The sequence below is a fragment of the Microvirga sp. P5_D2 genome, from assembly GCF_054049475.1.
The window spans coordinates 1-13,844 of record NZ_JBFUMH010000136.1; the positions used below are offsets into that span (position 1 = coordinate 1).

General features: G+C 59.5%; 13 protein-coding genes and 1 pseudogene. All 14 read left to right on the top strand.

Annotated elements, in window-relative coordinates:
* A pseudogene (locus ACXJKO_RS23885) lies at window positions 1-122 on the top strand (IS630 family transposase); the annotation flags it as partial.
* A 229-nt stretch (window positions 123-351) separates the two neighbouring features.
* On the top strand, window positions 352-1,614 hold the full coding sequence (locus ACXJKO_RS23890) for an ABC transporter substrate-binding protein (protein WP_457093569.1): 1,263 nt from the start codon (window positions 352-354) through the stop codon (window positions 1,612-1,614).
* A gap of 33 nt (window positions 1,615-1,647) precedes the next feature.
* Window positions 1,648-2,514 carry a branched-chain amino acid ABC transporter permease gene (locus ACXJKO_RS23895; RefSeq protein ID WP_457093570.1) on the top strand — a complete coding sequence of 289 codons (867 nt, stop codon included), beginning with the start codon at window positions 1,648-1,650 and terminating at the stop codon, window positions 2,512-2,514.
* Entirely contained in the window at window positions 2,507-3,493 is a 987-nt protein-coding gene (locus ACXJKO_RS23900) for a branched-chain amino acid ABC transporter permease (protein WP_457093571.1), read from the top strand. Before ACXJKO_RS23895 ends, ACXJKO_RS23900 begins: the two co-directional genes overlap by 8 nt.
* A complete protein-coding gene (locus ACXJKO_RS23905) occupies window positions 3,486-4,256 on the top strand; it encodes an ABC transporter ATP-binding protein (protein ID WP_457093572.1) in 771 nt (256 codons plus the stop codon). The genes ACXJKO_RS23900 and ACXJKO_RS23905 overlap by 8 nt, the downstream gene beginning before the upstream one ends.
* Entirely contained in the window at window positions 4,249-4,992 is a 744-nt protein-coding gene (locus ACXJKO_RS23910; protein ID WP_457093573.1) for an ABC transporter ATP-binding protein, read from the top strand. The genes ACXJKO_RS23905 and ACXJKO_RS23910 overlap by 8 nt, the downstream gene beginning before the upstream one ends.
* Window positions 4,989-5,891 (top strand): NAD(P)-dependent oxidoreductase, encoded by a 903-nt coding sequence (locus ACXJKO_RS23915; RefSeq protein ID WP_457093574.1) that lies wholly within the window; start codon window positions 4,989-4,991, stop codon window positions 5,889-5,891. Before ACXJKO_RS23910 ends, ACXJKO_RS23915 begins: the two co-directional genes overlap by 4 nt.
* A gap of 2 nt (window positions 5,892-5,893) precedes the next feature.
* Complete coding sequence (locus tag ACXJKO_RS23920) at window positions 5,894-6,892, top strand: glutamate cyclase domain-containing protein (protein WP_457093575.1); 999 nt, start codon at window positions 5,894-5,896, stop codon at window positions 6,890-6,892.
* Window positions 6,889-7,692, top strand: coding sequence for an N-acyl homoserine lactonase family protein (locus ACXJKO_RS23925; protein WP_457093576.1), 804 nt, complete (start codon window positions 6,889-6,891; stop codon window positions 7,690-7,692). Before ACXJKO_RS23920 ends, ACXJKO_RS23925 begins: the two co-directional genes overlap by 4 nt.
* Before the next feature lie 34 nt (window positions 7,693-7,726).
* Window positions 7,727-9,352, top strand: a complete 1,626-nt coding sequence (locus ACXJKO_RS23930; protein ID WP_457093577.1) for a GMC family oxidoreductase — start codon at window positions 7,727-7,729, stop codon at window positions 9,350-9,352.
* Between the two features lie 33 nt (window positions 9,353-9,385).
* Entirely contained in the window at window positions 9,386-10,876 is a 1,491-nt protein-coding gene (locus ACXJKO_RS23935) for an NAD-dependent succinate-semialdehyde dehydrogenase (protein WP_457093578.1), read from the top strand.
* 26 nt (window positions 10,877-10,902) lie between these two features.
* Complete coding sequence (locus ACXJKO_RS23940; protein ID WP_457093579.1) at window positions 10,903-11,622, top strand: IclR family transcriptional regulator; 720 nt, start codon at window positions 10,903-10,905, stop codon at window positions 11,620-11,622.
* Between the two features lie 213 nt (window positions 11,623-11,835).
* On the top strand, window positions 11,836-13,101 hold the full coding sequence (locus ACXJKO_RS23945; protein ID WP_457093580.1) for a DUF3422 family protein: 1,266 nt from the start codon (window positions 11,836-11,838) through the stop codon (window positions 13,099-13,101).
* A 500-nt stretch (window positions 13,102-13,601) separates the two neighbouring features.
* On the top strand, window positions 13,602-13,844 hold a 243-nt coding region (locus tag ACXJKO_RS23950; RefSeq protein WP_457092366.1), incomplete at its 3' end, for a transposase.

Consider the following 13,844-nt stretch of genomic DNA (forward strand, 5'->3'; position numbering starts at 1 on the left):
TGCGCACAGCCGAAGCCCGAACCGTTGAGGCGCTCTGGCACGCCATCGGCGACATTTGCGATCTGGTCGAGCCCGACGCATGCCGCAACTACTTCACCGCTGCCGGATATGGATTCGTCTGAATGCCCGTTGCTCTAGTCGCGCTCTCATACAAGCTGGCGACGCTGGTGGTACTCGCAGACGACTTAACTTGCCGATAGCCGATCAGTTTAGTCGACTCAGATTATACTTTGGCTCTACAAAAAACTTCTATTCCCGGCACCATTGTTCTTGACGACCGCGATCAGCGAAAGTAGCCTCATAAAACAGACCAGGCGTTCTGTCTGGCAGAACAATTCTAGGGAGGACAATATGGGTGAGAACAAGAGCGATAGTCTCCTGAAGCGCGTCCTGAAGGGGAACTTGGGGCGGCGCCGATTTCTTGCGACGACCGCAATTGCTGCGGTGGGTATGATTGCGGCTGGGCTGCCGGCACTGGCACAGCAACGGCCAGGAATCGACTCCGACAAAAAGATCGTCCGGGTCGGCGCATTTGCGCCAATTACCGGACCAGTACCCTTCTATGCGACGATCAACCATGCCGCAGACGCTTTCTTCAAGGAGATCAACAAGAATGGCGGCATTCAAGGCTGGAAGGTCGAGTACATCGTCCGCGACGATGGCTATGATCCGGCCCAAAGCCTCGCGGTTACCCGCCGTCTCGTAGAAAACGACGACGTATTTGCGCTCGTGGTCAGCAACGGCACGGCTACCAATATTGCCATCATTCCTTATGCTCGGTCGAAGAAGCTGCCTGTAATCGCGCCGAGTGGCGGCTCGCCGAAACTGATAGCCGAAGCCAACATGTTTCCCTTGCTGCCGGACTATGCGCTTTCGGCAGCTTCCAGCGCCCAATATGCAGTAGACGAATTGAAGAAGACCAAGATCGCACTTGTCTGGTCCAACGACGAGCTCGGTCGCAGAGCAAAGTTTGGCCTTGAGCTCTATCTGAAATCGAAGAATTTACAGATGGCGACTGACGTCTCATTCGACGTTGCAGCCACCGATCTGTCGGCACAGTTCCAGCGTGTGGCCGCTTCCGGTGCCGAGGTAGTTCTCCTATTCGGATCCAATGCACATCTGGCTAGCGGATTGCGGGCCGCCGACCGCATTTCGTGGAAGGGCGATTGGTTTGCGCCCTTCTTCACTGCTGACCCAGCTACCTACGATCTCGCTGGAAAGCTTCTGGATGGTGTCCACTTCTCGTCATGGCTGCTGCCGGTAGACTCCGATAAGGAGCAGATCGTCAAGTATCGTAGCGTCGTACCTCAGTATTATCCAAACGACAAACTCGGCGTCTTCGGACTGAACGGTTGGTCAGCGGCATCACTGTTCACCCTGGCATTCGACAAGCTGCTCTCAAGCGGAAAGGATCTAACACGCGAAAATCTCATCGCCGTGATGGACGGGCTCAATGGCGTGTCGGCTGGAGCTGCGGACAAGATCAAGTTCGAGCCGAAGGATCACCGTGGAACACGCCAGGAAGCGATCATCCGCGCCGAAGGCGGCAAGTTCAAGCTTGTGCGGGACTTCAAACCTTATCCGGAAGACGTCTTCAACGCCGTAGCCGAGTAATCAGTCCTAACGATTCTGAGGGAGGACCTCGCTATGTTGCCGGTTATTTGGCAGGGGATCGTGACCGGGTGCCTCTATTCGCTAGGTGCCCTCGGTCTGGTTATGATCTTCAAAAGCTCAAGAATGGTCAATTTCGCCCATGGGGCTCTAGCTGGTCTCGGTGCGTTCTTCGTTTACGCACTGACGTCCGGGGAGGGCGGTTGGGCTTGGGGAGCCGCCGTCGTGGCCGCTTTCCTCGCCGCAATCCTAATATCCATGCTGGTCTACGCTGCGATAGCGGCGCTGTTGGAACGATCCGACACCACCGCCACGATCGCTACGTTGGGAATTGGGTTGATCGCCCAGGGCGTCATTCTGTGGCAGTTTGGATCGAATATCTTCCGTCTCGATCTGCCCCTGCCGGACATCTCGTTCTCGATCATGGCCATGACGATCTCTGCCTACGACATCGCAGTCCTAGCGACCACTCTCATCGTCGTCGCCGTTCTCTTCCTCGTCATAGACCGCACCCGGCTGGGGATCGCCTTCCGGGCGGTCTCCACGGATTCCTTCGCGGCACGGGTCTGCGGCCTCAGCATCACCCGTGTTCATCTCTTCTCGTGGATTACCTCCTCGATACTTGGCGTCATTGCCGCCCTGTTGATCGTTCCGACGACCTTTCTCAGCTCGACGTCGGTGACCACCTTCATGCTACAAGCGTTCGCGGCGGCTGTGATCGGCGGGTTCGACAGCCTTCCAGGAAGCGCAATCGGCGGCATCCTCGTCGGTGTGGCATGCAACCTGTTCAGCTTCTACGTCGCTCCGGAGCTGCTCAATACCTTCCTGCTGGGCTTCATCCTTGTCTCTCTCAGCATTTTCCCAGGCGGCATCCTGTCTGAAAGGATCGGCTCGCGTGTCTAATCAAGCATTGAGTGTTCCCTTGGCCCAGCAGCCCGGTGCCCTGCGAAAGCTCGACAGCAGGTATCTCTCCGTCGGAACCGCAGGAGTATTCGCACTTCTTCCGCTTTTGGGTGGAGGCTTCTGGATGTACTCCGTGTCGCTGATGCTCGCCTACAGCATCGCGATCCTGTCGATCAGCTTCATGATCCGCTTCAGCGGCGAGGTTTCAATCGGGCACAATTTTTTCATCGCGGTGGGAGCCTATACCGTCGCCATTCTACAGACGTCCTTCGGCGTGCCGTTTCTCGGCGGTATCGTCGTGGCGATCATCCTCAGCGTGCTGATGGGAATCGTATTCGCTTGGCCGTCGCGCGGATTGTCGGGCGTGTACCTGAGCGTGGTGACCCTGGCGTTGGGGCTCTGCGTGCCCGAAATCCTGCTGTACTGGTCGGAGGTCACTGGCGGCTTTGAAGGGCTATTCATCGACTCTCAGGCGATCCCCGGCCTCGGTACGGAGACGCAGCAGTACTACGTCGCCCTGATTGCCTTGTGCCTCGCCTCGTTCGTGGTCTACCGCTTCCGGCATTCCAGGATCGGGCTGGCGATCCTCACGGCAAGGGACCATCCGCACGCGTCTGCGTCCTTCGGCATGACCACCGGAATGGCACGGATCAGCGTCTTCGCGGTAAGCGCGGCTATCGCCGGCTTTGGTGGGGCCATCCTCGGCTTCACGACCTCAATGGTTTCGCCCAACAGCTTCACCTTCTGGAACTCGGTGACACTGCTCGTAGGCTCCGTCGTCAGCCTCTACTCAACGCGCATCTATGGCGCAGTGATCGGGGCGGCATTCATCACCGTCCTGCCACAGGTCCTGTCGAACTACGGACAGATCATATCGATCATCTACGGGATGGCACTCCTCGGTATCATCGCCACCTCCAACTTGCTGATCCCCTCCCTGGTGCGCGCTCTTCGACAGAGGAGGAACCGCAATGCCTAACGCAGCACTCAAAACCGAGCAGCTTGATCTCTCCTTCGGTGGTCTCCATGTCCTGAAGGATGTCAGCCTGGACTTTCAGCCCGGCGAGATCACCGGCCTCATCGGGCCGAACGGCGCGGGGAAGACCAGCTTTTTCAACTGTCTAACCGGACATTATCGCCCATCACGCGGCGCGGTCAGCTTCGATGGCGAGGTGCTGAACGCGGTCTCTACCGTCGGTCGTGCCCGGCGAGGGATCGTCCGGACGTTCCAGCACGCTGCACTTTCCTCGGAACTTAGCTTCCTCGAGAACGTCGTCGTCGGGCTCAATACGAAGCGAACGTCCGGCTGGGCTGATGCCCTCCTGCCGCTTCCAGGATCGATGAGCGACCGAAGCTCGGCCAACGACAGGGCTCGCCAAGCCCTCGGGCTGGTTGGACTGGAAGCGCAAGCTGACCTTCCGGCCGGGACCGCCGCTCCCGGAGTGTTGCGGCTCATCGAGTTGGCAAGAGCAAGCGTCAGCGAGCCGCGGGTCATCCTGTTAGACGAACCCGCCGCGGGGTTGAATTCCCGCGAGACCGCGGACCTTTCCGACATGATCCTGCAACTGCGGTCGCCCGAACGCGTCATCGTCGTCGTCGAGCATGACATGGACCTCATCATGGGCATCTGCGACCGGATCCATGTCCTTAACTTCGGCGAAGTAGTGGCTTCCGGCACGCCCGAAGAAATCCAGCGCGACCCGCGTGTCGCCGAGATCTACCTGGGGAGCAGCGATGACTGAGCAACTCGAAGTGATGTCGCTGGTCGGCGGGTATGACGGCAAGATTGCCATCAACGACATATCGATGAGCGTGAAGAAGGGCTCGCTTACGGCCTTGCTTGGGGCGAACGGTGCCGGCAAGTCGACATTGATGAAGACGATCGCGGGTCTCGTCCGCCCCTTTTCCGGTCGGATTCTTTTCGAGGGAACTGACATCGCCGGCAAGTCGCCCCGTGCGCTCGTCAAGTTGGGAATCTCCTATGTTCCGGAAGGGCGCGCAATCGCCAAGGCCCTTACGGTAAGGGAGAACCTGTTGCTCGGGGGCATGACCCGCGGCGCACATGAGAACCAGACACAGATGGATCTCGTACTCGCGCTCTTTCCGGAAATAGCCGAAAGGTTGTCGTCCAAAGCATGGCAGCTCAGCGGCGGGCAGCAGCAGATGCTGGCGATCGGACGGGCGCTGATGTCGAACCCCAGGCTCATGCTGCTCGATGAGCCGTCGCTGGGCTTGGCTCCGCTATTGGTCAAAAGGGTCTTCGAACGACTTGGCGAACTCCGACGCACGGGTCTAACAATCCTTCTGGTCGAACAGAACTACTGGATAACGATGAAGAGCGCAGACTGCGCATATTTCATGCGCAATGGGAGGATCGTGGGTCGAAAGGACGCTTCTGAAATGCGGGAAGCCGAGAATTTGGACGCGGTTCTTTCGGCCTACTTCGGGACCTCCACAGAAAAGGTGAGCGTATCGTGACGCTGAAGGTTGGTATCATTGGCTTTGGCCAGGTCGGACAGGCGATGGCCGGCGTCCTGGCGCAGAAGCATTCGGTCAGGGTCTTCGACCTCAACAGGGGACTTTGCGAACGACATCCCCTCATCGAAGGCGGAACAGCATCTGCCGCTGCATCCGCGGGCGATCTGGCCAGCTCCGTCGATGTCCTGATCCTCTGCCTTCCAACGCCCAAGGCATCCCGCGCAGTCGCTGCGGACATCGCGGCATCGGTGCGTCCCGGGCTGCTGGTCCTCGAAACCAGCACCGTGTCCCCCGAGGATGTCTTCGCGCTCCGTGATGCCCTGGAGCCCGGCGGGGCGACGATCGTCGACACCGCCGTGATCGGCGGCATCAAGGCGCTGTCCGAAGGCAAGGCGGTATTTCTCGTCGGAGCGCCCGAGGATAGGGCAAGTGCAACGCACGCGATCCTCGACCTGCTGGCAGCGGAGATCTTCTATTTTGGCAAGCCCGGCGGTGGGATGCGCGCCAAGATCGTCGCGAATGGCGTCTCCCACGCAGTCTACGTGGTGCTGGCGGAGTCGTTGGCCGTGGCCGCCGCACAGGAACTCCCTATGGATGTCATGTACAGGCTTCTTGCGCGTGAATCCGGCATGATGCGTCCCCTAACGCACCGCATCAACGAGCGGTTGTTTCGCGGCGACTTCCAAGGCGGCATGTCGACGGCGAATGCCCGAAAGGACTCGAGCCTGTTTCTCGAGGCAGCCGGGCGCCTGAACGTGCCTGTCTTCGCCTCGCAGGCCGCACACACCGTTTATGAGATCGCGGCCTGCGAGGGGATGGCCGGCGACGACTACGCGATCGTCGCGAAGCTCTGGGAAAAGTGGTCGGGAATCAAACTCGCGGGCGAGCCTACGACATGAGCATGTTCTTATCGGTTGAGATCTTCCGCTCGTTGGACGACCTCATAAACGTTGAATTCAAGGCCAAGCGTCCGCTCCTTGGCGGAACACGCATTCGGTACGCTGCCGCAAGAGCGGCGGCCGGTGGGCCGACCGTGCTACAGGCGGGGCGCCTGCTGTTAGGGCTGCCGACGCGAGGAACCGTCTTCGTGACCACGGGAGCGGGCAATTCAGTCACGCTGCCTGAAGGTGAGACCGATGGGCCGTCAGGAGCCGCATTCGTCGCACGGGCCCTGTGGCTCCAAGGGCACCGGATCGTGCTCCTGTCCGATCAGGCCTTTCTTCCAGGCATCGTCGCATCGTTCCGTGCCGTGGCCCTTCCGATCGATGAGAGCGAGGAAGGCGACGGCGTTCGGGTCGAGGATTTCCCGCTGGGAGCCAACGCCGGAAAAGCCAAGGTCGAAGCTCTCCTGGCTACTTACCCGGATGCCGTGGCGGGGGTCTTCATCGAGAAGCCAGGCCCCAACAGCCGCGGTGTGTTCCACACCAGCAGCGGCAAGGCCAAGAATTCGGAAAGCGTCGCTCACCTGCATCTCCTGGCTGAAGTCCTAAAAACACGGGGCCATCTGACGATCGGCATCGGCGACGGCGGAAATGAAATCGGCTTCGGCCGCGTCGGCCGCGTGCTCGAGGAGGATCTCCCGCTCGCCAGGGATTGCGGTTGCGGTTGTGGCGGCGGGATCGTCAATGCCACGGATGTCGACAGCCTCGTGTCCGCATCCACCTCGAACTGGGGTGCCTATGGCGTGGTCGCGGCCATGGCGATTCTTTCCGGCCGGGACGATCTTCTCCCCCCAATGGAGGCGGTAGAGGCGACTGTCGAAGCTTCCGTGCTCGCCGGAGCCAATGACGGATATTCCGGAGAGAATGTTGCGACAGTCGACGGCGTTGCGCCTGCCGCGAATGAGGCGGTCTATGCACTCTGCCTCGAAGTGGTGCGACAGGCGAGGAACCTCGCATGACCTCGTCCCAAAAGCCGTTCGAGCTGTTCGCGATCCGCTACGCCACGCATGAACGGCGAGCGGGAGATAATTTCATCGGCGGTGACCCTCACGACGTCGCCATGCCCCTGGACTACTTTGTCTGGGTCGCACGCAACGAAGAGGCTTGCTACCTCATCGATACCGGCTTCGATACTGTAACCGCCAGCAAGCGGGGACGGACGCTGCTGCGAGATCCGGCTGACGGCCTGCGCGCGCTGGCGATCGAACCCGCCGACGTACGCGACGTGATCGTTACACACTTGCATTTCGATCATATCGGCAACTTCCATCTCTTCCCGGCCGCCCGCTTCCATCTCCAGGAGATTGAGATGGCGTACGCAACTGGCCGTTGCATGTGCCACCAGCGCCTTCGCCATCCCTTCGATGTCGATCACGTTACGGGCATGGTGCGGCGCGTCTATGAGGGGCGCGTGCGGTTTCACAATGGCGATGCCGAGATCGCGCCCGGGATCACGGTGCATCTCATCGGCGGACACTCACGGGGCCTGCAATGTGTCCGGGTGTGGACGGAGCGTGGCTGGGTCGTCATCGCCTCGGACGCCAGCCATCTCTATGCGCATTTCGAGACTGGCCGGCCTTTCCCGAACGTGGTCAGAGTCGACGAGATGCTCGACGGTTACTTGCGGCTGAAGGAACTGGCCACGTCGCCACAGCACATCATTCCCGGCCACGATCCCTTGGTGATGAGGAGGTATGCCGCGCCTTCCGCGGCGCTCGAGGGGATCTGCGTAAAACTTCACGAGCCGCCTCAGGCTTAGCGGTCTGCTCGCAAAGGTGTTTTGGACAATGGAAATGGATGAATTCGATTACGTGATCGTTGGAGCAGGGTCGGCGGGCTGCGTGCTCGCAAACCGGCTGAGCGAAGACCCGAGGGTTACCGTCTGCCTTCTTGAGGCAGGGCCGAGCGACTGGAATCCCTACATCCACATTCCTGCGGGCTTCATCAAGACGTTCGAGAATTCCTCGGTGAACTGGAGCTACAAACAGGAGCCATCGGACAATATCGCTGGCCGCAGTCTTCTCGCCCCGCGTGGAAAGACGTTGGGCGGATCGAGCGCGATCAACGGTCATATCTACAATCGCGGCCAGCCGCTGGATTTCGACACCTGGGCCCAGATGGGCAATCGCGGCTGGTCGTTTTCGGAGGTTCTGCCGCATTTCAGGCGTCTCGAAAGGCGCATCGGTCAGGGCGACCCCGAGTATCACGGGCGGGACGGGGCGCTGGTTGTCACCGATCTGGAAGACCGACATCCCCTCTGCGAAGCGTTCATCGAGAGCGCTGTCAGCCTCGGCATACCGCGCAACCCGGACTACAACGGTGTATCCCAGATCGGGATATCCTATGCCCAGCGGACGATACACAACGGCCGGCGTGTCAGCGCTGCAACGGCATTCCTTCGCCCGGCCATGAAGCGCGCCAACCTCGTCGTACGCACCAATACGCATGCAACCAAGATCCTTCTCGAGGGTAGGCGGGCTGTTGGTGTCGCCTATAGCCACGGCGGACGCGGCGGCGCGAAGACGACGGTGCGGGCACGTATTGAAGTGATCCTTTGCGGCGGCGCGTACAATTCACCCCAGCTTCTCGAGTTGTCAGGCATCGGGTCTCCTGAGATCCTGCGCGCAAGGGGGATTGAAGTCGTTCACGCGCTACCAGGGGTCGGCGAAAGCCTACAGGACCACTTTGCGCCTCGCACGGTCGTGCGGGTCAAGAACATGCGCACCATCAATGAGCTGTCGAGAGGGCCGAGGCTTCTTGCTGAGATTGCCAAGTGGTTCGTCGCACGCAAGGGGATATTGGCACTGTCGCCGACACTGGTCTACGGCTCCTGGCATTCGGGCGTCACGGCGGAGGAGGCCGACTTGCAGTTCACCTTCACGCCGGCCAGCTACAACGAAGGTGTCATCGGCCGGCTGGCGGATACGCCCGGCATGACCGTCGCCGTCTGGCAGCAGCGGCCGGAAAGCCGCGGCTCCGTACACATCCGTTCCAACGACCCGTTTGATGCACCCTTAATCCGTCATAACTATCTGGACGTCGAGATCGATCGGCGCGTCACGGTCGCCGGCATGCGGCTGGCACGTGATCTACTGGCGGCCAAGCCACTTGAGCGTTATTACGACTTCGAGGAATTCCCCGGACCCTCTGTCCAGACCGATGACGAGTTCCTGGACGCAGCGCGCCGGAAAGGGAACTCGACATTTCATCCGGCTGGCTCGTGCCCCATGGGGCGGCCCGATCAGTTGCGGGCAGTCGTGAGCGACCGGCTTGTCGTCCATGGTCTCAGCGGACTGCGCGTGGTCGATGCGTCGGTTATACCGAAAATGATTTCCGGCAATCTCAATGCTGTCACTCAGATGATCGGTGACAAGGCGGCCGATCTTGTTCGCGAGGATAGAAGGAGTCTGGCCGCGTAGGGCGGGTGGCTCATTCATGAATCATGGATCCCGATGCAATTGCCGATCCAAGCAATGGAAATGAACAGAATGCTGAATTATCCGAAGGTCCGTCTCTTCATCGACGGCAAGTGGCGAGAGACCCGTGAAACGCTTCCGGTGGTCAATCCCGCCGACGACCGTCAACTTGGTAGCGTCCCCGTGGCAACGGAGAGCGATCTCGAGGATGCGGTACGCGCGGCCGTACGTGGATTCGCCGTCTGGCGGGGGACATCGCCTGAAAGGCGAGCCGAGATCATCGTGAAGGCTGCCTCTCTGATCCGGGAAAGGATCGAAGAGATTTCAGTCATAATGACCTTGGAACAGGGAAAACCGCTTGATCAGTCCCGCAGCGAGGTGCGCCGCGCCTGCGACATCTTCGAATGGGATGCGAACGAAGGTCGTCGACTGTACGGCCGACAGATTCCATCGCAACCAGGGATGCTACATCTCGCACTCCGCGAGCCGATCGGCCCAGTCGCGGCGTTTTCGCCGTGGAACTTTCCGATCAGTTCTCCTGCGCGAAAAGTCGGAGGAGCGCTGGCAGCCGGGTGCTCGATCATCTTGAAGGCGGCGGAGGAGACACCCGCAAGCGCCGTATTGATGACGCAGGCATTCAAGGATGCCGGCCTGCCGGATGGGGTGCTGAATCTGGTGTTTGGCGATCCTGGCAAGATCTCCACCTACCTGATATCGAGCCCAGATGTACGTCTGATCACATTTACCGGATCAGTCCCTGTGGGCAAGAAGCTAGCAAGCTTGGCGGGCGAATACATGAAGCCGGCCATCATGGAGCTTGGAGGGCACGGCCCGGTCATCATTTGCGACGACGTTGACGTTGAGGAAGTTGCACGTCTGTCGTCCGAGATCAAATCCCGCAACGCGGGTCAGGTCTGTGTCGCTCCAACGCGCTTCTTCGTGCACGAAAGCATATACGATCGTTTCGTGGACGCCTTTGCAAGACATGCGAGCTCTCATGTCAGCGGCAATGGATTGGATCCGAAAGTCACTCTCGGTCCGCTCGCAAACACACGGCGGCTTAACGCCATGATCGAACTGGTCGACGATGCCAGGGCGAAGGGTGCGCGCATAGTGACTGGTGGAGCACGCCACGGAGACGTGGGGAACTTCTTTCCGATGACCGTGATTGCGGACTTGCCGGACGATGTGCGCTGCATGAGTGAGGAAYCGTTCGGGCCGCTTGCAATGATCGCTCCCTTCAAGTCGCTCGACGAAGCGATCGTTTGGACGAACAGTCTTCCCTTCGGGCTTGCCTCCTACGGATTTACCAACAATGCCGACAATATTGCGGCAATGATGGCGAAAATTGAATGCGGGACCCTGTCGATCAATCACTACGTTTCTTCGGTGGCGGAAACTCCCTTCGGAGGCGTCAAGGATAGTGGATATGGACGCGAGGGAGGAATCGAGGGCTTGCAGGCCTATACTGTGGTCAAGAATGTTGCCCTTCAGACGCGAGCCCCGACCTATAGCGTGGGTGCCTGAACCAAACGCTGCGAGGAGGCCGAAGAGTGATTGACACAAGCCCCGAAACGGAACGCCAGTCCGGCGTCGCCGCTGTAGACCGCGCCTTTTCGATTATCGAAGCGCTTGCATCGGCGACGGGGACAATGACGCTGTCCGAGCTTTCCCGTGCGACAGGTCTCTACAAAAGCACCGTCCTTCGTCTCCTCGAGTCGCTGGAGCGGGCGCAATACGTGAGCCGTCTTCCAAACGCTCATTATATCTTAGGTCCCATGGCATACCGCTTGGGGCTGGCATATGAGCGGACCAACGACGTTGCGGCCTACGTGTCACCTGTTCTCGACGCACTCGTCGAGGCGGGAACGGAGAGTGCGTCCTTTCACGTCCCTTATCCTCCGGAACAGAGACTGTGCATCCTCCGAAAGGATTCCCAGCATTCGACACTCGACAGTGTCCGCGCCGGGCAGGTTCTTCCCCTTGTCGGGGCGGCGGGAACCATCGTCAGGGCCTACTCGCTGCCTGGCAACGGTTCCGACAGACCCAGCTTGGTGAAATCATATGGCGAGCGGGACGCCTCCTGCGCCGGGATTGCCGCGCCGGTCCTTGGATCGGAAGGGCGCTTTATAGGAGCGATTTCGCTGTCTGGTCCCATACATCGATTTACGGCGGAGTCAGTTGAGCACATGTCGGGCCTGCTGCTTCAGGCGGCAGAAAAACTCTCAGTCCGCTTTGGTGGCAGTCTCAGGGCGCTTGCCCGTCGACCATGATTCAGCAGGCCAGAAAGATCGCTGGCCTGCTTCACGAATAACTTGAGCATAGGCGCTTCGAATCAAAGTTGGCGTTCTCGGGACGTGAGGCGCCAGCTGTGACAACTCAGGAAGGTCGGAGAACAGCATGGGTCGAGAATGCGACTCGCTCCAAGCCGGAGCTGTCGCTGGCTGTCTGCTCTGAGACCCGATCATTGCCCCAAGGCAACAGGCATGGTGAAGCGACACTTCGCGTTTAATACAGCGCCGGACCGTGAAGCCGCATTAGGCGAACTACATGCGCGCCCATATGCTTTGGTTCAGACCGAGCGGGTGATCCTCCAGCTTTCATTCATGATCGATGCGCACGCGGCGGACCATCATAGAATTGTTGCTGAGATGTCCAGAGCCAGAGGGGTAGCGCCACCTGACGGTGCCGCGCGCCATCATGCAATGCCGTGGGGACAAGGGACATTGCGCTGGGAGCGGCACACAGAATTCTCCACTTGGTTCTGGGATGGTCTGTTACCCGAAAGCTTCGGAGGCGAGATCATTATGCATCCTTTCGGCGGTAGCTTTACACCGCCTGGCCCGCTCATTTCTGGGATTAGATTGGAGATTCGCATAGACGGACCAGCAGCAGCGGACGCAATTTCCCTCTTCGACCCTGCAAGCCTTTGCTTTAGCGAGTTGAAGAGCGGTCAAGCAGCCGTCCTGACTGACTTTCGCCAGGATGGCGATGGACTGACGCGGCTTCTGGTTATTGACCGAGGACTCAGCGACGGGGCCCRTGGCGCGCTCGTGCAGCGTCTCCTCGACATAGAAACCTATCGTACGCTGGCCATGCTTGGCCTACCTTTGGCCCAATCGCTTTCACCCGAAATCCGCCGTATCGAAGACAACCTGACGAATGTGACCCAGCGAATGAAGGCTCACGCGCGTCATGAGGCCGACGCGATGCTTTCGGAAATCACGCGACTCGCGGCGGAACTGGAAGCCAATGCTGCTTTGAGCCTCTACCGTTTTGGAGCAAGCCGTGCTTATGACGGAATAGTACGCGAACGTATCAAGGTACTCGATGAAACTCCAAAGCCTGGATACGAAGCTCTGGGTTCTTTCTTGGAGCGAAGGCTCGCACCAGCGATGCGGACCTGCCATTCAGTCGAGCAACGTCAGGCAAATCTTTCCAGCAAGCTGTATCGAGCCACGGGACTGGTTCGAAGTTGGATCGACGTTGAGCTGGCACGGCAGAATTCGGATCTATTGACCAGTATGAACCGTCGTGCTGAACTTCAGCTTCGCCTTCAACGAACCGTGGAAGGTCTGTCGGTGGCAGCTATTTCCTACTACATCGTCGGACTGATTGGATATCTGAGCAAGGCCATAAGTCATCATCTCCCTATCGTCGACCCGATCGTCGTCGCGGGCGCTTCTGTCCCGTTTGTTGTAGTTTGTGTCGGATGGCTTGTGCATCGTATCCGACAGCGTCATGAGCTCTAAGAAGATGAGCTTGGAGAAGGGAAAATAGGCTCTGTGACACTTAGATGCCGTATTGGACCTGCCGCTCCCGAGGTAGCGGAACGATACTTAGGTGCTCACATGTTATGCCTACAGGCTATCTCAAGCGTCGGTTCGACGGAGACAAGCGACTCCAGAGTTTGTGTTCCGATGTCGGCTGATGGCACTGAGGCCGTCGAGTTGATCACCAACAGCGCCGGACGCAGAAGTCACGATCCCCCGTCGCGCCAATTCTGAAAGCTCGCACCGAGCACCGTCAGAGAGCATCTTGTCCCGACGAACGGTCCCCGAATGTCGTCTTCTGGCAGATTTTGTTGATTTAGTCGGGCAGAGGGAGCGATGACGGTCTGCACCGAGCTTTTCAGAGCGGCGGGATGGCTGTGTTTGCCAGTAGTGTGGTGAAGGTTCTGCAAATCGCCTGAGCGGGGCGGTCATGGCAGGATGGTGATGTTCAACGTCACGCACTCCGAGAGGAGCCCACCATGACCAACGCCAAAGATAAACCTGCCGCCGCTGCCATCAAGGACCTTCTCAGCCAAAGCCCGGACGGCCTGCGCGAGATCGTGCGTGCCGTCATGCAGGAGATGCTCGAAGCCGAGATGACCGACGCCCTTCAGGCCGAGAAGGGCGAGCGCACCTCGGCTCGCCTGGGCTACCGCTCGGGCTACTACACCCGCACCTTGGTGACCCGGGTCGGCAAGCTCGAGCTGCGCGTGCCACAGGAT

Excerpts from the sequence above, each read along its gene's own strand:
- ACXJKO_RS23895 (WP_457093570.1), top strand. The coding sequence starts at position 1,648 with ATGTTGCCGGTTATTTGGCAGGGGATCGTGACCGGGTGCCTCTATTCG.
- ACXJKO_RS23920 (WP_457093575.1), top strand. The coding sequence starts at position 5,894 with ATGTTCTTATCGGTTGAGATCTTCCGCTCGTTGGACGACCTCATAAAC.
- ACXJKO_RS23890 (WP_457093569.1), top strand. The coding sequence starts at position 352 with ATGGGTGAGAACAAGAGCGATAGTCTCCTGAAGCGCGTCCTGAAGGGG.
- ACXJKO_RS23910 (WP_457093573.1), top strand. The coding sequence starts at position 4,249 with ATGACTGAGCAACTCGAAGTGATGTCGCTGGTCGGCGGGTATGACGGC.
- ACXJKO_RS23925 (WP_457093576.1), top strand. The coding sequence starts at position 6,889 with ATGACCTCGTCCCAAAAGCCGTTCGAGCTGTTCGCGATCCGCTACGCC.
- ACXJKO_RS23930 (WP_457093577.1), top strand. The coding sequence starts at position 7,727 with ATGGATGAATTCGATTACGTGATCGTTGGAGCAGGGTCGGCGGGCTGC.
- ACXJKO_RS23905 (WP_457093572.1), top strand. The coding sequence starts at position 3,486 with ATGCCTAACGCAGCACTCAAAACCGAGCAGCTTGATCTCTCCTTCGGT.